The following is a 20,016-nucleotide window of genomic DNA, read 5'->3' as shown; positions in this document are numbered from 1 at the left end:
CACCCCCTCCGGCCCGTTTTCCGTCATGCACAGCACCGGAAAGAGGTTCTTCCGCATGTTCTCGTCCGATGCCCAACCACCCAGCCGCCGAAGGGCGCTGGCCTCGATCGCAGGGGCCGCCGTCGCCGGATCCGCGCTCGTGTCCGGCGCCCCGCGAGCCTTCGCCGACTCCGACAGTGCCGAGCCGGCCGCCGAGGCGGCGCGCGGCGGGCTGCCGCTCACGGTCGTCAACAGCAGCGGCACGTTCGCCAACCAAGCGATTCACCTGTACATCGTGGGCAGCAAGGGAGACCGGCAGGTGCGGGTCACCCGGCGCGGCACCCTGGCCCCCGTCAAACTCTCCGACAACCACGCGGGCGGTTTCACCGACTACGCCATCCCGCTGACCGCCCGCGGCGCGACCAGGCTGCGGCTGCCGCGCATGTCCGGACGCATCTACGTGGCGCTGGGCCACAAGCTGAAGTTCAAGGCCGTCCGGGGCGCCGACGGCAGGATCGGCCTGCAGCAGCCGGCCGGCTGGGTGGAGTCCGACCCCAACCACCCGGTGCTGCACGACTTCGTGGAGTTCACCCACGACGCGGCCGGCATGCACTGCAACACCACGATGGTGGACATGTTCAGCGTTCCGATGATGATCGGTCTGAACGGAGCGAAGAACCACAGCACCGGCCGGCTGCGCGCCGGCGGCCGCGCACAGGTCTTCCACGCCCTGCGGAACCACCCGGACTTCTCACGGCTCGTCATCGGGAACCGGCGCATCATCGCCCCGAGCCACGGCCTCGACGCCGGTCTGTTCCCCCAGCACTACTTCGACCACTACATCGACAAGGTCTGGCAGACCTACCGCGACAAGAACCTCGTCGTCAGGACGAACGCGGGCACCTTCACCGGCCGGGTCAGGGACCAGCGGCTCACCTTCTCCGGCCCGGCGCAGGTGTCATTCGCCAAGCCCTCCACCCGTGACGTGCTCTTCTGCGACGGGGCGCTCGCCGCCCCCAACGACGGGACCACCGGCCCCGTCGCCGCCGCCCTCGGCGCCGGATTCAACCGCTCGACGCTGCTGAGCCACCACAAGCAGCCCACCACCCACGCCTCGGCCTTCTACGGCACCGCCGTCACCAACCACTACGCCAAGGCCATCCACGCCGCGACCACCAACGGCAAGGCCTACGGCTTCGCCTTCGACGACGTGGCCGACTGGGCCTCCTACATCGAGGACCCGAGGCCCCAGCACATGCACCTGACGCTGACCCCGTTCTGAACCGACCGCCACCGCAAGGAGTTGCCGCATGCGCAAGCCACGCACCGTCCAGGCCGTTCTCACGGCCGTACTGATCACGAGCTCCGCGATCGGTCTCAGCGTCAACACGGCGTCCGCCGCGGAACAGCGGGGCGGATTCGTCGTCAGCAAGGCGCAGTACAACAAGATGTTCCCGCACCACAAGAAGCTCTATACCTACCAGGGCCTGGTCAAGGCGATGAAGGCGTTCCCGGCCTTCGCGAACACCGGCGACGCCGGGACCAGGAAGCGTGAGGCCGCCGCGTTCCTCGCGAACGTCAGCCACGAGACCAGCGGGCTGATCTACATCAACGAGCAGAACAAGGCCAACTGGCCGACGTACTGCCAGCCGGAGCCGTACGGCTGTCCCGCCGGCCAGTCCGCCTACCACGGCCGCGGCCCGCTCCAGATCAGCTGGAACTACAACTACAAGGCCGCCGGTGACAAGTTCCACGTCGACCTGCTGCACCACCCGAACCTCGCGGCGAAGAACTCCGTCGTGACCTGGAAGCTCGCGCTCTGGTACTGGATGACCCAATCCGGCCCCGGCACCATGACGCCCCACCACGCGATGGCAGGGAGCGGCGGCTTCGGCGAGACCATCCGCAGCATCAACGGCAGCCTCGAATGCAACGGCAGCAACACGGCCGAGATGCGGGACCGGATCGCGAAGTACAAGAAGTTCACCAAGATGCTCCACGTCGGCACCGGCCGGCACCTCAGCTGCTGACGGCGGGGGACGTCATGCCGCACATACGCGTCCTCGCCCTGCCGTTACTGCTCTCGGCCGTACTCGCGGCCGGCAGCCAGGGCACAACGCCCACCGCGTTCGCGGCGGGCGGCCATTCCGCCGCCGCCTCCACGGCCTCCGCCGCCTCCGCGGCGAAGAAGAAGGGCATCAGCGCCTGGAAGTTCGACGGCGTCACCAAGGCGCTCGCGAACTCGAACGTCGGGTGGTTCTACACCTGGTCCTCGGGCAAGGGCGGCATCAAGCCGCCGCGGGGCGTCGAGTTCGTGCCCATGATCCATGACAAGGGCTCGGTGACCAAGAAGGAGCTCGGCCAGGCGAAGAAGCAGGGCAGTACCCTGCTCGGCTTCAACGAACCCGACAGGCCGGACCAGGCGGACATGACCGTCGACCAGGCACTCGACCTGTGGCCCCGGCTCCAGTCGACCGGTCTGCGCCTCGGCGCTCCCGCCGTGGCCACCGGCGGCGATGTCGCCGGCGGCTGGCTGGACCGGTTCATGAAGGGCGCCGCCGCCCGCCACTACCGGGTCGACTTCATTCCCCTGCACTGGTACGGCGCCGACTTCGACTCCCGACGGGCGACAGGGCAGTTGCGTGGCTACATCGAGGCCGTGCACAAGCGTTACAAGAAGCCGATCTGGCTCACCGAATACGCCCTGACCGACTTCTCGTCCGGCACCCCGCGCTATCCGACCAAGGAGCAACAGGCCGCCTTCGTGAAGAAGTCGACGGCCATGCTCCAGCACCTGTCCTACGTCCGGCGCTACGCGTGGTTCACCCTCTCCACGAACCGCGGCGACGGCACCGGCCTGTACCACGGTCCGAAGGCCAACCGGGTGGGCGCCGCATATCGGGCGGCGGGCTGAAAAGACCCTCTGCCGCCCTTTCGATCCAACGACAAGAGAAGAGAAACGAGGCTCACGACATGAGCAAGCGGATCCTGCACGCCTGCCTCGCGGCCGGAACAGCCGCACTGACCGTGGTCGTCGCCCTCGCTCCGGCGAGTTCCGCCGCGACCGACTCCGCACAGGCCCACAGGCCGAAGTGCTGGGCGACGCACTACGGCCCGGTACCTCCCGGCAGCACCACGTCGAACGGCGACATCTTCGACAACAGCAAGAACACCGCGGCGACTTCGCTGACGCGCAAGCACCAGCTGCCCTTCGGCACCAGGTTGAAGGTCACCAACGTGGCGAACGGCAAGTCCCTGGTCGTACGCATCAACGACCGTGGCACGTTCAAGCACACGAAGCAGGAACCCAAGTGCCTGGACCTGACCGACGGCGCCTTCCGCAGGCTCGGCGGGAGCCTCGACCCCGACGCCGGTCACATTGTTGTCCGGCAGAAGGTCCTGCACTAGCCACCCGGTTCACGGCATGAGCGCCCGGGCTGTCCCCCGCAGCCCGGGCGTTTCACGATCCGTGTGCCACCGGAGCAGGGCGATGGCGCCGAGGGCGGTGCCGCGGTCGCCGAGTCCGGCCGGAATCACGCGAGGCACCCCGTACGAGCCGCGGGCGATACGCGTGTCGAGCACGCGCTCGATCGGCGCCATCAGGGCCCGACCGGCGTCGACCAACTCACCGCCGATGACGATCACGTCCGGTCCGACGGCATGGCTCACATCGGCCAGCACCCTCCCGACCTGCGCGCCCACCTGCGACAACACCGCATGCGCGATCTCGTCGCCGGACTCCAGCGCGGTCACCAGCTCCGACACGTCCGCCACCGCACATCCCGCGGTTCGGCAGGCGTCGAGTACCGCCCCGACCGACGCCACGGTCTCCAGGCATCCGACCGCGCCGCACTCGCAGGGCGCGCCGTCGGGGTCCACGCTGATGTGGCCGAACATTCCGGAGCGGCCGTCGGCGCCGCGGTGCAGGGCGCCGGCCATCACCAGTCCGCCGCCGACGTAGTGCGACAACCGCAGATACAGCACGTTCCGTTCGCCCGTGGCGGCTCCCCAGACCGTCTCGGCCAGGGTGGCCAGCCGGGTGTTGTCGTCGATCAGCGCCGGTGCGCCGAAGCGTTCGCGCACGCGCGCCACCACGACGTCATGCCGAGGAGACCACAGTGGCCCGTGCCCCGACGGTCCGACCGGCCCGATCACGCCGATGCCGATGCCGTTCAGGGCGCCCGGCCGCAGCGTTCCGCCCGTCAGCCGGTCCGCCAGCCGCCACGCGAGGTCGATGCGGGTCTGCCACGGGGTGTCGGGACCGTGCGGTTCGCCGGTCGTGCCGGCTATCGCGTGCGTCGCGTCCATCGCGGCCACCCGCACCGCCCGGCGCGCGAACTCGATACCGAGCAGCCGGCCTGCCCCGGGGTTCAGGGTCAGCACCTCCGCCGGCCGGCCCCGCCTGCGCCGGGCCACCTCCGGTACCGAGGCGAGGACGGTGCCGTTGTCCATGAGCGCTCCGACAGCGTCGTAGAGTGTGGTGCGGGACAGGCCGCTCAGGGGCCCTAACTCTCGTCGGGTCAGCGGGCCGTGCTCGCGCAGCAGGCGCAGTACCAGGGCCTCGTGCGCGGTGGAGGCCGGTGTCGGCTCGGTCAGCATGGCGAAGGCTCCCCCTCTTTCAGTGCAGCTGTCACGTGACAGGGCGGAGTTGATCCGCCACCTGTGGCGCGAGAAGTTAGGGGGCGTCTTTGTGGGAACTCTGTGGGCCTGCGATGCGGCGGCAGGTCGGGTACGACATGGGTGATGCGACCGCCCACCACTCAGAGGGAATGTATTCGGGCGTGGGCGGCGTTGCCCCGCACCGGAGGTGCTCCCGTCTCCGTGATCAGTCGCACTTCCTCGGCCAGGAGCTCACGGAGACGATTGCCGTCCTGGGAGATCGCGGTGCGGTACTGGGGTAAAGATGCGGAGGACCGGATCGAACTCGTCCAGGAAGATCTCGGCGCCGGGGACGGCGAACTCGACCCCTACGCTCTCCGAGCGCACCTCCACGCGTCCGGCATCGCTCAGCGCGCGCTCGACGAGTTCCGCCGGCTCCAGATATTCGGTCAGCGGAGCCACGAGCCTCCCACCTCAGGCTCGTCCATGCGGTCGATGGCCCGTGTCACGGGGGCGAAGAACGGAGCGCCCACGGCAGCGGCCCAGCCCACCATGGTGACGACACGATCGGAGCCACCGGTATCGATCCCCTCGGCCTCCGCCGCGTCGGCCCACGCTCCAGAGGCCCGGATGCCTACGCATGCGTGCGAGGGCCCACGTCGCCCGGCGCTGGGCTCCGCCGGGTGGATGTCCGACTTGAGCGCAACGCACGCTGACGACGGGGCCGTTGCTCAGGGCAGGCAGCCTGTCAAGGCTGACGCGTGACGCTCACCTGCACGGTCAGGGTTCCCCTGTTGTCCTGGGAGCAGACACCTGCGGTGTCGTTGATGCCCAGTTGGAGTGTGGCGTTCCCGGTCGCCCGGAAGGTCAGTCTCCGCCCGACGGCGTGCACCGGGAAGTTCTGGTCACCCACAAGTCGCGCCAGCAGGGCGGCGAACGGTGCCGCGCCCTTGACCTTGCAGGCCTTCACCCCGTCCGGCAAGCTGTCGGTGTCCGCGTCGTAGCCGGCCGGCCCGGCCATGGGCAACTTGCGGTAGCTGGAGGTCCATTCGCCGGAGACGAACTGCACGGTGATCCGGTCACCGCGCAGGACGGACACTCCGGTGACCGGCTGCCAACCGGCCGTCGACTGGACGACCTGACGGGTCGTCGCCGTTTTCGGACGGTCCTTGAGCGGCAGAGTCCCGGTGAGGACGAGACCGCCCGCAACTCCCGCCGCCAGCATGGCCGTTCCGGCCAGCGCCCACCACGGCGGCTTCGGTCTCGCAGGGCGGCGCGACCGCCCTTGCGGCTGCGGAGGTTCGGACGACGTGGTGCGCCGCCCCGTCGGCACGGACTCCCCGGCAGGTGCGAGCCATGTCCGGCTGCCGGTGATCGTGTTGGCGTCGGACAGTGGGGCCGCAGGCCGGAACTCACGTACGGTGGCCGACGGCATCACCCCGGCGTCCGGCCCGCCTGCCACCACGCCCCGCAGCGCGGAACGCACGGTGGCCGCTGAGGGGCGCTCGCTCGGGGACTTGCGCAGCAGCGCTTCGACGACCGGGCGCAGCGGACCGAGTCGCTCCGACACGGCGGGTTCCTCGTACACCACAGCGTGCATGGTCGCGGGCGCTCCCGGCCTGCGGAACGGGGACTGGCCTCCGCACACCGTGGCAAGGGTCGCGCCGAGCGACCACAGGTCGGAGGCCGGCCCGACCTCCGCTCCCGTCACGCGTTCCGGTGCCATGAACTCTACGGAGCCGATCAGTTCACCGGTGGTCGTCAGGAACTCGCCGTCGTCGAGGGCCGCGATGCCGAAGTCGGTGAGGACGGCGCTGCCGTCTCGGCGCAGCAGCACGTTGGCGGGCTTGACGTCCCTGTGCAGGGTCCCGACCGCGTGGACGGCATCCAGCGCGTCGATCAGTTGCAGGCCGGCGGCGGCGGTCCGCTGCGGGGTGAGCGGTCCGGCCTCGGTGATCCGATGTGCCAGTGAGGACCCCTCGACGAGTTCCATGACGATCCACAGCCGGTCCTCGGACTCGACCAGGTCGTGAACTCCCACCACGTGGGGATGCGGTACCGGGCGACCGCGCGGGCCTCGCGGACGGCACGCCGTACCCGTACGCGGTGGTCCTCGTCGCCGTTGGCGAGGATGTGCAGTTCCTTGGCGGCGACCGGCCGGTCCAGCAGTTGGTCGTGGGCGCGCCAGACCGTGCCCATGCCGCCACTGCCGAGGACGTCGTGCAGCAGATACCGTCCGGCGATCACCCGTTCCGCACGCGTAGCCACCTCGTGGTCGCCGTCTCCGGACATCACGTGCTCTCACATTTCCTTCGGGAGGTGACACGGCAGTTGCCACGGTTTCGGAAGAACGCTACGAGCGCGATTTCCGATGCGGATTCACCCGGCACTCGGCGCTCGTTCGCCGTGCGTCGTTGCCAGAGGTTAGAACCCTGGGCGACGCGACAGCAAGGCCCGTAGGGCCGGATTAAATGCTCCGCCGCGAGGAATAACTCACCGATACACCCTCGCGAGCGATCTGGGGACAAATTTCCGGGCAACCGGGATCAATTGATCCGGCTGTGGGGTGACGAGTGACGACGGACGGGCTCTGCCTCGCGGTGTCGTGCAAGGCGCAGAGAAGACACACGGGGAGCGGAGCGGCATGAGTGGCGAAGGTCGACTCGACATTGCCTAACTGCAACTGGAATTGCTCGTGCCCCGCGAATGGTCGCACCCGTCCGAGGTCTTTCTTGACGAGTGGTGCACGCGCATCGGCTATGAGGTCACCAGCACGGGGTCGATCGATGATCTCTATCCGGAACTTGCACCGCATCTCGCCACCACATGTGATTTCGTCGTCTATCGGAAGAGCCTGATTCTCGTAGACGGGTCGGCGCATCGTTGAGGGAGGTGGTTGTCGGTGCTGAATAGCTGAGTGACTGCGCACACGGTCCGCTCTCGACGAGCGAGAGTGTGGGCGGGCCGACGGATTGGCTGCGGTCGGGGAGCCTCCAGCACGTGACGTACGTGCCGCGGAGTCTGCCCGGCGGCTGAGCGGGCCGCCGGGCCCGGCTGTTCGGGCTCGCCCGCGATGATCCGCCGGGCGGGCACCCGCACCGTACGGCTCACGGGGCAGGGTTTGGCCCCATGGCCTCCGGAGGGCAGTCCGGTGATCAGGTCGCCTCGCGTGTGGGTCAGTCGAAGGTGCCGCGCGGGGTCCGCTCCGGGCCCTCGGCCGGGGTCGATCAGCACCGCCGTGTTCGCGCCGGCGTCGGTGAACAGCAGGTCCACCGGGTGGCCGCCCAGCAGAACGACCCGCTCCAGATCGGTGATGCCCCGTCCGGTCAGGCACCGCTGGAGGCGGTCGTCGAGGCCCGCGCGGGCCTCGGTCACCGGGCCGGGTGTGCCGGCCTCGGCCGTCGTGCCCTCGTCGCCCGCTCCCAGCGGCGCCGAACGCCCCGCGAAGAGGGCGGGCAGGCCGCTCTGGTCCTGCCCGAAGGCGCGGCCTCCCACCTTGATCAGCGGACTCGAAACGCTCCGCCCCACGAGCGGTACGCCAACGCCCGTCCACCCAGCACCGGTTGATTGCACCGGTGGACCGGGTAACGTTCCGGTGGGGGAGTGGAGGACTCGGGGGGAGAGCGCGATGGACCCACAAGCCCTCCCCGTGCCGCCGAGCCCCTGCGGCCGTCGACGCTTCGATGATGGCCCCACCGCCCCGTCGCCGTCGCTCACTGCAGACATTTCGCCGGACGTGCCACAGCACCGCAGGATCCGGGGCTCCCGGGCGGGCCGCTCTGCGTGACGTCAGCGTGCGAACTTCGCGGCGGCCGTCGGGGTGACAGGTGTGAAGAAGTTGACGAGGTTGCCGTCGGGGTCGCGGAACAGCAGTGACCGATTGCCCCAGGGCATCGTGGTGGGCTCGTTGACGAAGTCGGTGACGTAGCCGGCCAGGTCCCGGTACACGCGGTCCACGTCGTCGACGAGGAACTCGGTGATGACGCTGTGGTTGTCCGCTGGACGGGCCGAGCCCGGGGCGAACAACGGGACGGTGCGGGTGCCGGCGATCGCGAGGGTGCCGTGCGGGGTCCTGAGTTCGGCGAAGTCGTCCGTCGCCCATGTCGCCCGCACCCCGGTGGCCCGCTCGTAGAACTCGACGAGGCGCGTGATGTCGCCGGTGATGATGCGGATCGAGACGAAGTCCATGGTGATCTCCTTGGTTGCCGAAGTCGCTGCGCTTCGCAGGCTAGGAGAAATACCGGACAGAATCGGTCCTCTATTCGCGTTAGGCTGTGTATGTGTCTCGACCCACCGGCCGCGTGCTGATCCTCCTGGAACTGCTGCAGTCGGGCGGCACCCGGACGGTGGCCGAACTCGCCGACCGGCTCGGCGTCGACGGGCGCACCGTGCGGCGGTACGTGGACCGGCTGATCGAACTCGACGTGCCCGTGGAGTCGGTGCGCGGCCGTTACGGCGGGTACCGGCTCGGACCCGGGTACCGGTTGCCACCGCTCATGCTCAGTGACGACGAGGCGCTGGCCGTGCTGCTCGGCTTGGTCGCCGGCCGCCGGGCAGGGTTGACGACGACCACGGACACGGCGAGCGAGACGGCATCGGCCAAGATCCGGCGGGTGCTGCCCCGGCACGTCGCCCGCCGGCTCGACACGCTCCTGGAATCCCTCGCGTTCACGGATCGGCCCGGCCGGTTCGCCACCCCGGACGCCGCGGTCCTGCTCACCATCGCCGATGCGGTGCGCCACCACCGGCCGGTCTCGATGAGGTACACCGACGGCAACGGCCGGCAGAGCGAACGCGTACTGCACGCGTACGGGATCGTCGCCCACTCGGGCCGGTGGTACGTCACCGGCAAGGACGCCCGGATCGACGAGCCCCGCAACTTCCGGCTCGACCGCATCACGGACGCGAGGGCCTTGCCCGGCTCGTTCGAGGCGCCCAGGGGTCCCGATCCGGCACAGCGCTTGTTGTCGGGCCTGGCCGCGGCCGAGTACCGGCATGAGGTGACCTTGCGGATCCACGGGACGGTCGAGCAGATCCGAGCCCGCCTTCCCGTCGGCGTCGCGAGTCTGGAGGAGTACGAGCCCGAGGTGGGCGAGGACCGGGCGGCCGAGCGCTGGCGACGCGTCACGCTGTGGGCGGAGCGGCTCGACTGGCTGCCGCCGGTGCTCGCCGCACTCGACCGGCCGTTCGTCGTCGAGCGCCCCGCTGAACTCCGGGACCTGGTCGCGGCACTCGCCGATCGCCTCGCGTCCTACGCCCGCCAGGACTGACAGCACGGGTGACGACCGGGACGGTCTCCCCGCGACGACGGTGCGCGCCCGGACCGTTCCGGTTCGTTCCCGGTGATGCGTCCGCGCGCGGATGCGCGGGAAGGGGAGGAGGCCCAGGTCCGTGCTGGTGTGTGGCCGTGTTCTCCGTCCTCGGGGTCGGTTTCACCCGGGTCGCCCTCGGCGTGCGCTGGTTCGGCGACGTGCTGGCTCCTGGGCGTGGCCGTCGTCGTCCTCACCGCCTGGGCCTACGGGGCATGGCGCGCCGACGCCGGGCGGCGCCGCACCCCGGTGAGCCAGGGGCTGGAGCCCGAACCCGGCCCACCGGCCCGCTGAGCGGCGGGTCCACGTGCGGCGGGCGCGACGAGAGGGAGCCGGGCAGCCGACGGCCCGGGCCGTTCGCTGGGCGCCGCACCGCGACACGGAGGAACAGGCCCCGTCTCGTGGGTCAGGAGCGGGTGGCGGTGTCGCTGTCGGGATAGAGCGGGAAGATCTGGTCGAGGCCGACGATGTGCAATACGCGCAGGGTGTGGGACGGGACCGCGGCGAGTGCCATGTCGGCCCGGGCGGCGTGGGCGTGGTTGCGCGCGGCGATGAGAGCGGTGATGCCGCTCGAGTCGCAGAAGTCCATGCCGGCCAGGTCCAGGACGAGGCGCTGGCCCGGTTCGAGGGCGAGGGTGGTGAGCCGGTCGCGCAGCTCGGCGGCGTTGCTGTAGTCCAGTTCGCCGATGATCTCCATAACAGAACCGGATTCGGCGTCTCGGACGGTGATCTTCAGTGGTCTCATTCGGGGGTTCTTGTCGCTGGTCAGGTGGCGAGGTCGGCGGGGACGCCGAAGGCGAGGAGGGCCGTGTCGTCGTCGAGACCGTCGCCGAAGCTGTCGAGCAGCCCGGTGAGGGCCCGGACCACGGCACGCGGGGATTCGCCCGCGTGGCTGGTGGCGAAGGCGAGCAGGCCGTCGTCTCCGTAGAGACTGGTGCGGTCCTTGCCGGTACGGGCTTCGGTGAGGCCGTCGGTGTAGAGCAGAAGGGTGTCGCCGGGAGCGAGAGCGGTGCCGGCGGGGGTGAAGAAGGCCTCGGGCAGGACACCGACGAGGAGGCCGCCGGGGGTCCGCAGGAAGTCGGCCGTGCCGTCGGCGCGCAGGACGAGCACGGGCGGGTGGCCGCCCGAGGCGAGCCGGACGGTGACCTGACCGGTTGCGGGATCGGGTTCGAGCGTGCCGAAGACGGCGGTGCAGTAGCGCGGGTCACCGCCGTCGGCGTACCGCTCGTGCAGCACCGTGTTGAGGGTGGTCAGGGCGGCCACGGGGTCGGGGTCGTGCAGGGCGGCGGCGCGCAGGGTGTAGCGGGTCAGTGAGGTGAGCGCCGCGGCCTGGGGGCCCTTGCCGCACACATCGCCGAGGAAGAACGCGAAGCGTTTGCCGTCGATCGGGAAGACGTCGTAGAAGTCGCCGCCGAGCCGGTCCGGGGAGGCGGTGTGGTAGTAGGCGGCCGTCTCCACGCCCGGGACCTGCGGCAGGCTGTCGGGCAGCAGCGAATGCTGGAGCACGGCGAGAGCGTCCTGCAGCCGGGCGCGGTCGGCCTCCGCCTGCTTGCGCGCCTCCTCGGCCACCTTCCGGCCGCGCAGAAGTTCTTCCTCGTACGCGCGGCGGTCCCGGGCGTCGAAGACGGTGGTGCGGAGCAGCAGGGGCTCGCCCGTGCCGCCGCGTTTGACCACCGAGGAGACCAGCACGGGTATCCGGCCGCCGTCGGCTTGCTTGATCTCCAGGGCGATCCCGCTGATCTCGCCCTGCATCCGCAGCAGCGGCGCGAAGTGCGTCTCGTGGTACAGCTTGCCGCCCACCGTCAGCAGGTCCGTGAACCGCATCCGGCCCACGACCGCCTCGCGTTCCAGACCGAGCCAGTCCAGGAGCGTGGTGTTGATCTTCGCGATGGTTCCGTCCATCAGCGTGGACAGATATCCGCAGGGCGCGGACTCGTACAGTTCTTCGGCGCTGTCCTCCAGCAGTGCGGCGAACGCCGCCCCCGACGTCTCCTCGCCGGCTCCGTGGGGTTCGGGCTGCTGATCGGTGCGGCACATCATCGCAGGCCCGCCAGGAACTGCAGGATCGCCTCGTTGGTGGCCTCGGGCGACGACAGGTGCGGGCAGTGTCCGGTGGCGTCGAGGGTGATCAAGGTCGAGCCGGGGACCGTCTGGTGGACGAAGACGCCGACCTCTCGCGGGGCGATGACGTCCTGGGTGCACTCGAGTACCAGCGTCGGCACCCGTACGCTCTTCAGGTCGTCCCGCGAGTCCGACAGGAAGGTGGTCCGTGCGAAGACGCGCGCCATGTCCGGGTCGGTGGCGCAGAAGCTGTTCTTGAGCTCCTCGCCGAGTTCGGGCCGTTCGGCATTGCCCATGATCACCGGTGCCATCGCCGCCGACCAGCCGAGGTAGTTCGACTCCAGTGACGCCAGCAGCTCGTCGATGTCCTCGGCGCTGAACCCGCCGCGGTAGCCGTCGTCGTCGATGTACCGCGGGGACGGGGCGACCATCACCAACGCGCCGATCCGCTCCGGGGCCATGCCGGCGGTCAGGACGCCGATCATCGCGCTGACCGAATGACCGACGAACACCGCGTCGCGCAGGTCCAGCGCTTCACACAGCTCCACCACGTCCTCGGCGTATCCGTCCAGCGAGGAGTACCGGTGCTCCGAGAACGCGGTCGAGTCCGAGCGGCCCGCGCCGACGTAGTCGAACAGCACCACCCGGTAGTCCCGGACCAGCGCGGGGACCGTCAACCGCCACATGTTCTGGTCACACCCGAAGCCGTGCGCCAGCACCACCGTGCGCCCCTGGGGGTTGCCGGTGACGGTGACGTTGTTCCTGCGGACTACATCCATTCCTCCAGTGTCGCAGGCCCTGACCACCGCTCCGCCGCGGCGACGAATCACCTCACGTCCCGCCCATCGGCTTCACACCCGGGCGGCCGGAGCACGGCGGCGAGGCCCCGGGGCCTCCTCCCGCCGGTTGCGGTTCCGCGGGTCGGTGCCCGAGCGGTCACGTGGATGCCGCTGGTCCGGTCGCCGCCGGGGCCCGGCTCCCTCTCGGCCGGTCCGCACGGTCGGGGCGGGGCACGTGGACGGCCAGGAGGGCGGTGTCGTCGTCCACCCCGGTGCCCAGGCTGTCGAGGATGTCGCGGATGGCCGCGATGGTGTGCCGGGCGGTGGCGGGGGCCAGGGCACGCCCGAGGTCGAGAAGTGCGTCGTCGCCGAAGCGGTCGCCGCGACGGGTGGTGTGCGCTTCGGTGAGGCCGTCGGTGTGCAGGAGCAGGGTGTCGCCGGGATCGAGACGGAAGGTGGTGGTGGCGATGTGCGCGTCGGGAAGGACGCCGATGAGCTGGCCGCCAGGAGTGGGCAGGTAGTCGGCGGTGCCGTCGGCGCGGAGCAGCAGGGCCGGGGGGTGGCCGCCACTGGCCAGGGTGATGCGGAATCCGCCCTGGCCGCCGTCGGAGGTGAGCAGCCCGAAGATGACGGTGCAGAACCGTGGGTCGGTGCCGTTGTACTCGTGGTTGAGGACGGTGTTCAGGTTGCCCAGGACCGCGACCGGGTCGGGGTCGTAGACCGCGGCGGCGCGCAGGGTGTAGCGGGCCAGGGAGGTGACGGCCGCGGCCTCGGCGCCCTTGCCGCACACGTCACCCAGGAACAGTCCCCAGGTCCCGGCGGCAAGGGGGAACAGGTCGTAGAAGTCTCCGCCGACCTCGTCGACCGAGGCGATGTGGTAGTGCGCCGCCACGTCGAGACCCGGCACGTCGGCCAGCATGGGCGGCAGCAGTGTGGCCTGCAGGGTGGTCGCGAGCTGCTGGAGGCGTCGGCGTTCGCGCTCGGACTCCTGGCGGGCGCGCAGCAGCTCCTCCTCGTAGGCGCGGCGGTCGCGGGCATGGAAGACGGTGGTGCGGATCAGCAGTGGCTGTCCGTCGGTCCCGGTCCTGACGGTGGAGGTCACCAGGACCGGCAGCCGGCTGCCGTCGGCCGCTCTCATCTCCAGTGCTATGCCGCTGATCTCGCCCTGCATGCGCAGCAGCGGTGCGAAGTGCGTCTCGTGGTACAGCCGCCCGCCGACGGTGAGGAGGTCGGAGAACGTCCTTCGGCCGACGAGGTCGCCGCGTTTGCGGCCCAGCCAGTTCAGCAGGGTGGTGTTGACCTTGATGATCCGCCCGTCCGGCAGGGTGGAGAGATATCCGCACGGCGCGTTCTCGTACAGGTCCTCGAGGCTGTCCTCCAGCAGGGCGGAGTATGCCCGGTCGTCGTCGGGGCGGTCTTCGCGCTCGGGGTCCGAGCCCTGGTCGCCGTCGGTCGAGCACATCATCGTCGTGATCCCGAGGACGTGGTGATGGTCCGCGTGGTCCCACCGCGGGCGCCGAGCCGGCGGCAGCGCCCGGTGGTGGTCGGGGTGAGCCGGGGGCCCTCGATCCGCGCCTGGACGAAGGCGCCGGTTCCCGGGTGGGCGATGGCGTGGCTGGAGCACCGGGCGGCCAGGGCGGCCCCCGCCACCGACGTCACCGGGCCGGGGCTCGGCTCGCGGTGGATTCTGTGCGCCGGCGTCACCACTGCATCACCACCGGGACGTTCGGCCGGCCGGACGCCCGTTCCTGTGCCCTGCATCGCACGTCCATACGCCTCATCCTCGCAGACCCGGGGCGTCGGGACTCCACGAGCGATACGTGCTCACGGGCCCCCGCGAGGACGGGGCCGCAGGAGGGGCCGCGGTCCGCGGGGTGCACGGATCCTCCTCGACCCCGCCGGGCTCGCAGCGGGCGTGTCGAGCACAGGTGAACTCGATGGGACGGGTGCTTTGGAGCACCCGCACGACTCGTTCCTCGCGCCGCCGTCAGTTCGTGTCCAGGGCGTCGAGTGCCTCCTCGACGCTGGAGTGCACCGTGAGGAGCTGGTCGAGTCCCGCCACCCGGAAGAGTTGGGCCATGGCCGGGCTGAGCCCCGCGACCCAGAACGACGAGCCCACGGCCTCGGCGCGATGGTGAGCCGTGATGATCTCGGTCATCCCCGTGGAGTCGCAGTACTCGAGAGCCGACAGGTCCGCGATGACGCCCGTACCGGGGGCGCGCAGCACGTCCGCCATGGCCGTACGAAGACCGGGGCCCGTGTAGTGGTCCAGCTCTCCCGCCAGGCGCAGCACCACGGGCCCTGACGGGCAGGGTCGCGTGCTGATGGAGAGAGCGCTCTCTGTCTCGTTCACCCGGACTCCTGTGCGGTGAGGCGGCTACGGCGGGGCGGCGGACTCCGTTCGGCGCTCCTCGTGTGCGAGGAGCGCGCCTCCTCCGCCCCGTGCGCATCCATGGCCATGCGCTACCGGCACAGGTTTCCCGATTCGCCTGGATCATCCTCCGGGATCGTGGTCGATCACCTCGTGAGACACGGACCGCCCCGTGCGGATCAGGCCTCCTCGGTCTCTGAGAGAATGCCTGCCGACGTGGAGGAGCCACCACCCCCTGTGAGTCCACGGGAAACCCGTCGGGGTGGGGCGGCGATCACGGGGCAGACAGGACATGGGCACGCGATCGGGGATCCCGCGTGCGCGTTCGGCATGAAATGGCCCAGGAACGGGTCGCCATGAGGGGACGGGTGTCGCGTGGGGTGTTCGGGCGAGGCTGGGCACGGACCGCATCCGGCGGAGGAGGGCCGCGTGTTCGCCGCTGACCCTGAGGTGGGCGCAGACCTCGCCGGGGTGGACTGGGCTGCCACGGACCTCGGCCCCCCGCAGGAGTGGCCGCAGAGTCTGCGGACAGCTGTCAGCATCCTGCTGTCCTCGCGTTTTCCCATGTGGATGGCCTGGGGCGAGCAGCTCACCTTCTTCTGCAACGCCGCCTATCGGCGTGACACGCTGGGCCGCAAGTACCCGTGGGCGCTGGGGCGGCCCGCGAACGAGGTGTGGGCGGAGGTCTGGGACGACGCCGGCCCGCGCATCGAAACCGTGCTCAGTACGGGCGAGGCCACCTGGGACGAGGGGCTGCTGCTGCTCCTGGAGCGTTCCGGCTACAGCGAGGAGACGTACCACACCTTCTCCTACAGCCCGCTGCGGGACGACACCGGCAAGGTCGTGGGCATGCTGTGCGTGGTGACCGAGGACACCGACCGGGTGATCGGCGAGAGGCGCATGGCCACCCTGCGCGACCTGGGCTCGGATCCGAGCGTGATCCGCACCGAGCGGGAGGTGCTGGCCTTCGCGGATCTGCAGCTGGGCCACAATCGCAAGGACCTGCCCTTCACCCTGACCTACCTGTTCGACGGTGACACCGCCCGGCTGGCCGGGGCGAGCGGCGTCACCGCCGGCCACCCGGCCGCGCCGGCCGTCCTCGGCATCGACGCGCCCGGTGGTGTGTGGCCGGCCGCGGTCCTGGCCGGTGGCGAGACGGCCCTGGTGCCCCTGACCGGGGACGCCTTCGCCGGCCTGCCCACGGGTGACTGGCCCGAGCCCCCCGTGCAGGCGCTCGTGGTCCCGCTCCTGCAGCAGGGCAGCGCCCCCTACGGCTTCTTCGTGGCGGCGCTCAACCGGTACCGCGTGCCGGACGAGGGCTACCGGGGGTTCGTCGAGCTGACCGCGGGCCACATCGCCTCCGGTATCGGCAGTGCCCGCAGCTATCAGGCGCAGCAACGGCGTGCGGAGGAACTGGCCGAACTGGACCGGGCCAAGACCACCTTCTTCTCCAACATCAGCCACGAGTTCCGGACTCCGCTGAGCCTGATCATGGGCCCGGTCGAGGAACTCCGCTCCCGGCTCGCCGGCGCGGAGGAGCGGGTACTCCAGGAACTCGACGTCATCCAGCGCAACGGGCTGCGGCTGGGCAGGCTGGTCAACACGCTGCTGGACTTCTCCCGGATCGAGGCCGGCCGTATGCAGGCCCGGTACGAACCGGTCGACCTGGCCGTGGAGACCGCCGAGCTGGCCAGCGTCTTCCGCTCGGCCATGGAGCGGGCCGGACTCGCCTTCGACGTGGACTGCCCGCCCCTGCGCGAGCCGGTGTACGCCGATCGCGGGATGTGGGAGAAGGTGGTCCTCAACCTGCTCAGCAACGCGCTGAAGTTCACCTTCCACGGTGCGGTCCGCGTCGGTGTGCGCGAAGTGGGCGATCATGCCGTGGTCACCTTCGCCGACACCGGGGCCGGGGTGCCGGAGGCGGAGATGCCGCGGCTGTTCGAGCGCTTCCACCGCATTGAGAACGCCCGCTCCCGCTCCCATGAGGGCAGCGGCATCGGGCTGGCTCTGGTGCAGGAACTCGTCGGTCTGCACGGCGGCACGATCGGCGCCGAGAGCCGTGAGGGCGAAGGCACCACCTTCACCATCCGGCTGCCGTTCGGCACGGCCCATCTGCCTCCCGACTCCGTGGTGCCGGAAGCGGTCGGCACCGCGGCGTCCTCCGGCGCGGACCCCTACGTCCCGGAGGCCCTGCGCTGGCTTCCGGGCAGCGACAGCGATGGGGCGGCGGACGACCCGGTGGGGCCGGCCGGGGCGAGCACCACCGTGTCCGGACCCGCACGGGGGCCGAGTGCCCGGGTGCTGGTGGCCGACGACAACGTCGACATGCGCGAGTACCTGACGCGCATCCTGGCCGGAGCGGGATACGAGGTCACCGCTGTCACCGACGGGGTCGAAGCGCTCGTCTCCGCCCGCCGTGACATCCCCGACCTCGTCGTCAGCGATGTGATGATGCCGCGGCTGGACGGACTGGAACTGGTGGCGAGGCTGCGCGGTGACACACGCACGGCCTCGGTGCCCGTGCTGCTGCTGTCGGCCAGGGCCGGGCAGGAGGCGTCGATCGAGGGGCTGCGGGCGGGCGCCGACGACTACCTGGTCAAGCCCTTCGCCGCCGCGGAGCTTCTGGCCCGCGTGCGCGCGAACGTCGAACTGGCCCGGCTGCGCAGCCATCACGTCCGATGGCGAACAGCACTCATCGACTCCCTGCAGGAGGCCTTCTTCGTCTGCGACGAGTCCGGGGCCGTCGTGGAGATCAACGCCGCGTTCACCGACATCCTCGGGTACGGCCCGGAGAACCTGCCCTACGCACCCGTTCAGCCGTGGTGGCCCGAGATCGCGACCGATCCGGAGGCACACCGCCAGGTCGGGGACGCCTTCGCCGACCTGCTGGAACGCGACCAGGGCTCGTACACCGTCCCCGTCACCCATCGGGACGGCCATCGAGTGTGGGTCGCCGTCACCTACAACAAGGCCGAGGACCCCGATACAGGGCGGCAAGTCACCGTCGGTACCTTCCGCGACGTCACCGCCGAGCATTACGCCGTCCAGCGCGAGACGGCGCTGGCCGCGCTGAGCACGACCCTGTCCACGGCCGCGAGCCTGCCCGAGGCGCTCGCCGGGGCCCTGGGCGAACTGAAGACCTTGTGGCGGGCGCGGAGCGTGGTGGCCGCCGTTTTCGGGCGCGGCGGTATACCGGTACTCACCGCGACGGATGGGACCCCGCGGTGGGAGGACCTGCCCCCGGAGCGGCGGGACGCGCTCGCCGCACTGCGCCGCCAGTCCTCGCTCACCCCGGTGACCGAGGACAGTGGCGCCGGGGTTCTGCTCGAACATCCCGACGGGCCACTGGTCCTGTGGATCGATCTCGGCGAACACCGGCCCTTCACCTCCGAGGACCAACTCCTGCTCTCCCTGCTGGCCGGGCACCTCGCGCAGGGTCTGGTACGGGCGCACCAGATCGACCAGCAGCGGGAGACCGCGATCGCGCTGCAACGCGCCATCCTCGGCCCGGCCCAGCTCCCGGAGGGCTTCGCCGTGCGCTACGAGCCCGCCACTCGCCCACTCGAGGTGGGAGGTGACTGGTACGACACCGTCGCACTGCCGGACGGACGGATCGGCATCGTGGTGGGCGACTGTGTCGGGCGGGGCCTGGAAGCGGCCAGCGTCATGGGGCAGCTGCGCAGTGCCTGCCGCGCGCTGATGCTGCAGGACGCCAGTCCGTCCCGGACGCTGATGGCCCTCGACCAGTTCGCGGCGAGCGTTCCCGGCGCGCTGTGCACGACCGTCTTCTGCGGTGTCCTCGATCCGGGCACGGGAGAGCTGACCTACTCCAGCGCCGGACACCCGCCGGGCATCCTCGCGCACCCCGACGGCACCACCCGGTTGCTGGACGAAGGGCGTTCCCTGCCGCTGGCGGTACGGCCGGGCAGACAGCGCCCGGAGGCCGCGTGCACCCTGCCCGCACGGGCCACGCTGCTGCTGTACACCGATGGGCTCGTGGAGCGTCGCCGGCGCCCGCTCAGCGCCGGGATCGATGAGGCCGGCGACGCCGTGCAGGACGGCCGCGACGCGGCCGTCGACGATCTCGCCACCGAGGTCATGGCGAAACTCGCGCCGGCCGATGGCTACGACGACGACGTGGCCCTGCTGCTCTACCGCCATCCGGCGCCGCTGGACATCTCCTTCCCGGCCGAGTCGTCCCAGCTCGCGCCGGTCCGCCAGGCGCTGCGCGGTTGGCTCGCCCAGTGCGACCTTCCCGCGAACACCGTGCAGAACGTTCTCGTCGCCGCCGGGGAGGCGTGCGCCAACGCGATCGAGCACGGTCACCGGTATGCCCCGGGGGAAGCCGTGCGGCTGCGTGCCGAAGCCCTCGTCGACAACCTGAGTCTGACGGTGGCCGACAGCGGTCGGTGGAAGGACCCCCAGCCCGAACGCAACGCCCACCGCGGCCGGGGCGTGGCCCTCATGCGTGCCCTGATGCAGCAGGTCAGCATCACCCCCGGTCCGTCCGGCACCACCGTCGACATGCAGATGAGGATTCCCTGATGACGACCCCCCTTACGCTCACCCCCGGCAGACGCCCGGACGGTACTCCCCGTCTCGTGGTCGGCGGCGAGATCGACATGAGCAACGTCGCCTCCCTGGCCGAAGCCCTGGACGGCGGCTCGGGCCCCCTCGTCCTGGACCTGACCGCGGTGGAATACCTCGACAGCGCGGGGCTGAGCGTGCTCTTCGGCCACGCCGAGCGGCTGGAGCTGATCGTCACGCCGCTGCTGGAGCCCGTCCTCACCGTCTCGGGCCTCTCCGGTCTCGTCACCGTCCACGGCCTCGACGACGACGCACCACAGCCGTGACATGTGTGACGCAGCGAGCCCCGTCCCCACCGCCGACGACGGCGTGACCGCCACCGCACGCGCCA

20 protein-coding genes and 1 pseudogene are annotated in these 20,016 nt (G+C 70.6%); 10 read left to right on the top strand and 11 right to left on the bottom strand.

What is annotated here, in order from left to right:
- Positions 1-55 precede the first annotated feature (55 nt).
- Genes ACFVVO_RS06140 through ACFVVO_RS06125 form a run of 4 tightly spaced genes read left to right on the top strand, consistent with a single transcriptional unit; the run spans position 56 to position 3,387 of the window.
- Positions 56-1,261 (top strand): beta-1,3-glucanase family protein, encoded by a 1,206-nt coding sequence (locus tag ACFVVO_RS06140; protein WP_390052116.1) that lies wholly within the window; start codon positions 56-58, stop codon positions 1,259-1,261.
- A gap of 28 nt (positions 1,262-1,289) precedes the next feature.
- Entirely contained in the window at positions 1,290-2,009 is a 720-nt protein-coding gene (locus ACFVVO_RS06135) for a chitinase (protein ID WP_390052114.1), read from the top strand.
- 14 nt (positions 2,010-2,023) lie between these two features.
- Positions 2,024-2,893, top strand: coding sequence for a glycoside hydrolase family protein (locus tag ACFVVO_RS06130; protein WP_390052113.1), 870 nt, complete (start codon positions 2,024-2,026; stop codon positions 2,891-2,893).
- Positions 2,894-2,952: 59 nt separating this feature from the next.
- Positions 2,953-3,387, top strand: a complete 435-nt coding sequence (locus tag ACFVVO_RS06125) for a septal ring lytic transglycosylase RlpA family protein (protein WP_390052111.1) — start codon at positions 2,953-2,955, stop codon at positions 3,385-3,387.
- Positions 3,388-3,396: 9 nt separating this feature from the next.
- Here the strand turns inward: ACFVVO_RS06125 and ACFVVO_RS06120 are convergent, their stop codons facing one another.
- The 4 genes from ACFVVO_RS06120 to ACFVVO_RS06105 all read right to left on the bottom strand — a co-directional run bounded on the left by ACFVVO_RS06120 (position 3,397) and on the right by ACFVVO_RS06105 (position 6,873).
- The gene (locus ACFVVO_RS06120; RefSeq protein ID WP_390052109.1) at positions 3,397-4,578 is read right to left on the bottom strand and encodes an ROK family protein; all 1,182 of its coding nucleotides are present in this window, start codon (positions 4,576-4,578) and stop codon (positions 3,397-3,399) included.
- A 252-nt stretch (positions 4,579-4,830) separates the two neighbouring features.
- Entirely contained in the window at positions 4,831-5,040 is a 210-nt protein-coding gene (locus ACFVVO_RS06115) for a hypothetical protein (RefSeq protein WP_390052107.1), read from the bottom strand.
- A gap of 286 nt (positions 5,041-5,326) precedes the next feature.
- The gene (locus ACFVVO_RS06110; protein WP_390052362.1) at positions 5,327-6,577 is read right to left on the bottom strand and encodes a protein kinase; all 1,251 of its coding nucleotides are present in this window, start codon (positions 6,575-6,577) and stop codon (positions 5,327-5,329) included.
- Positions 6,478-6,873 (bottom strand): hypothetical protein, encoded by a 396-nt coding sequence (locus ACFVVO_RS06105; RefSeq protein WP_390052105.1) that lies wholly within the window; start codon positions 6,871-6,873, stop codon positions 6,478-6,480. Before ACFVVO_RS06105 ends, ACFVVO_RS06110 begins: the two co-directional genes overlap by 100 nt.
- Positions 6,874-7,273: 400 nt before the next feature.
- Between ACFVVO_RS06105 and ACFVVO_RS06100 the strand changes: the two genes are divergently transcribed.
- Both ACFVVO_RS06100 and ACFVVO_RS06095 read left to right on the top strand, forming a co-directional pair.
- Positions 7,274-7,465 (top strand): hypothetical protein, encoded by a 192-nt coding sequence (locus ACFVVO_RS06100; RefSeq protein WP_390052103.1) that lies wholly within the window; start codon positions 7,274-7,276, stop codon positions 7,463-7,465.
- Positions 7,466-7,707: 242 nt separating this feature from the next.
- Entirely contained in the window at positions 7,708-8,145 is a 438-nt protein-coding gene (locus ACFVVO_RS06095) for a hypothetical protein (RefSeq protein ID WP_390052101.1), read from the top strand.
- Between the two features lie 222 nt (positions 8,146-8,367).
- Here the strand turns inward: ACFVVO_RS06095 and ACFVVO_RS06090 are convergent, their stop codons facing one another.
- On the bottom strand, positions 8,368-8,766 hold the full coding sequence (locus ACFVVO_RS06090) for a VOC family protein (RefSeq protein ID WP_390052099.1): 399 nt from the start codon (positions 8,764-8,766) through the stop codon (positions 8,368-8,370).
- Between the two features lie 92 nt (positions 8,767-8,858).
- On the opposite strand from ACFVVO_RS06090, the gene ACFVVO_RS06085 reads away from it, so the two are divergent.
- Complete coding sequence (locus ACFVVO_RS06085; protein WP_390052098.1) at positions 8,859-9,848, top strand: helix-turn-helix transcriptional regulator; 990 nt, start codon at positions 8,859-8,861, stop codon at positions 9,846-9,848.
- A gap of 122 nt (positions 9,849-9,970) precedes the next feature.
- Positions 9,971-10,181: pseudogene (locus ACFVVO_RS06080) on the top strand (phosphoesterase); the annotation flags it as partial.
- Between the two features lie 112 nt (positions 10,182-10,293).
- On the opposite strand, the gene ACFVVO_RS06075 reads toward ACFVVO_RS06080, so the two are convergent.
- The 6 genes from ACFVVO_RS06075 to ACFVVO_RS06050 all read right to left on the bottom strand — a co-directional run bounded on the left by ACFVVO_RS06075 (position 10,294) and on the right by ACFVVO_RS06050 (position 15,080).
- The gene (locus ACFVVO_RS06075) at positions 10,294-10,632 is read right to left on the bottom strand and encodes an STAS domain-containing protein (protein WP_390052096.1); all 339 of its coding nucleotides are present in this window, start codon (positions 10,630-10,632) and stop codon (positions 10,294-10,296) included.
- A 20-nt stretch (positions 10,633-10,652) separates the two neighbouring features.
- On the bottom strand, positions 10,653-11,924 hold the full coding sequence (locus ACFVVO_RS06070; RefSeq protein WP_390052094.1) for a PP2C family protein-serine/threonine phosphatase: 1,272 nt from the start codon (positions 11,922-11,924) through the stop codon (positions 10,653-10,655).
- Positions 11,924-12,727 carry an alpha/beta fold hydrolase gene (locus tag ACFVVO_RS06065; RefSeq protein ID WP_390052092.1) on the bottom strand — a complete coding sequence of 268 codons (804 nt, stop codon included), beginning with the start codon at positions 12,725-12,727 and terminating at the stop codon, positions 11,924-11,926. The genes ACFVVO_RS06070 and ACFVVO_RS06065 overlap by 1 nt, the downstream gene beginning before the upstream one ends.
- Before the next feature lie 157 nt (positions 12,728-12,884).
- Positions 12,885-14,189 carry a PP2C family protein-serine/threonine phosphatase gene (locus ACFVVO_RS06060; protein ID WP_390052360.1) on the bottom strand — a complete coding sequence of 435 codons (1,305 nt, stop codon included), beginning with the start codon at positions 14,187-14,189 and terminating at the stop codon, positions 12,885-12,887.
- Positions 14,189-14,431 (bottom strand): hypothetical protein, encoded by a 243-nt coding sequence (locus ACFVVO_RS06055; protein WP_390052090.1) that lies wholly within the window; start codon positions 14,429-14,431, stop codon positions 14,189-14,191. Before ACFVVO_RS06055 ends, ACFVVO_RS06060 begins: the two co-directional genes overlap by 1 nt.
- A 283-nt stretch (positions 14,432-14,714) precedes the next feature.
- Entirely contained in the window at positions 14,715-15,080 is a 366-nt protein-coding gene (locus ACFVVO_RS06050; RefSeq protein ID WP_390052088.1) for an STAS domain-containing protein, read from the bottom strand.
- A 447-nt stretch (positions 15,081-15,527) separates the two neighbouring features.
- On the opposite strand from ACFVVO_RS06050, the gene ACFVVO_RS06045 reads away from it, so the two are divergent.
- Together ACFVVO_RS06045 and ACFVVO_RS06040 are read left to right on the top strand one after the other, a co-directional pair.
- Positions 15,528-19,643: a SpoIIE family protein phosphatase gene (locus ACFVVO_RS06045; RefSeq protein WP_390052087.1), complete on the top strand. Its 4,116-nt coding sequence runs from the start codon at positions 15,528-15,530 to the stop codon at positions 19,641-19,643.
- Positions 19,643-19,951, top strand: coding sequence for an STAS domain-containing protein (locus ACFVVO_RS06040; protein WP_390052084.1), 309 nt, complete (start codon positions 19,643-19,645; stop codon positions 19,949-19,951). Before ACFVVO_RS06045 ends, ACFVVO_RS06040 begins: the two co-directional genes overlap by 1 nt.
- Positions 19,952-20,016 lie beyond the last annotated feature (65 nt).

Origin of the sequence: Streptomyces sp. NPDC058145, assembly GCF_042884245.1 — a bacterium.
Classification (GTDB): Bacteria; Actinomycetota; Actinomycetes; order Streptomycetales; family Streptomycetaceae; genus Streptomyces.
Note: the sequence above shows the minus strand (reverse complement) of the source record. Positions and strands in the feature narration are given on the sequence as shown.

Coding starts and splice junctions, on each gene's coding strand:
- ACFVVO_RS06140 (WP_390052116.1), top strand. CDS start 56: ATGTTCTCGTCCGATGCCCAACCACCCAGCCGCCGAAGGGCGCTGGCC.
- ACFVVO_RS06135 (WP_390052114.1), top strand. CDS start 1,290: ATGCGCAAGCCACGCACCGTCCAGGCCGTTCTCACGGCCGTACTGATC.
- ACFVVO_RS06130 (WP_390052113.1), top strand. CDS start 2,024: ATGCCGCACATACGCGTCCTCGCCCTGCCGTTACTGCTCTCGGCCGTA.
- ACFVVO_RS06125 (WP_390052111.1), top strand. CDS start 2,953: ATGAGCAAGCGGATCCTGCACGCCTGCCTCGCGGCCGGAACAGCCGCA.
- ACFVVO_RS06120 (WP_390052109.1), bottom strand. CDS start 4,578: ATGCTGACCGAGCCGACACCGGCCTCCACCGCGCACGAGGCCCTGGTA.
- ACFVVO_RS06095 (WP_390052101.1), top strand. CDS start 7,708: ATGGCCTCCGGAGGGCAGTCCGGTGATCAGGTCGCCTCGCGTGTGGGT.
- ACFVVO_RS06090 (WP_390052099.1), bottom strand. CDS start 8,766: ATGGACTTCGTCTCGATCCGCATCATCACCGGCGACATCACGCGCCTC.
- ACFVVO_RS06075 (WP_390052096.1), bottom strand. CDS start 10,632: ATGAGACCACTGAAGATCACCGTCCGAGACGCCGAATCCGGTTCTGTT.
- ACFVVO_RS06070 (WP_390052094.1), bottom strand. CDS start 11,924: ATGTGCCGCACCGATCAGCAGCCCGAACCCCACGGAGCCGGCGAGGAG.
- ACFVVO_RS06065 (WP_390052092.1), bottom strand. CDS start 12,727: ATGGATGTAGTCCGCAGGAACAACGTCACCGTCACCGGCAACCCCCAG.
- ACFVVO_RS06060 (WP_390052360.1), bottom strand. CDS start 14,189: ATGTGCTCGACCGACGGCGACCAGGGCTCGGACCCCGAGCGCGAAGAC.
- ACFVVO_RS06040 (WP_390052084.1), top strand. CDS start 19,643: ATGACGACCCCCCTTACGCTCACCCCCGGCAGACGCCCGGACGGTACT.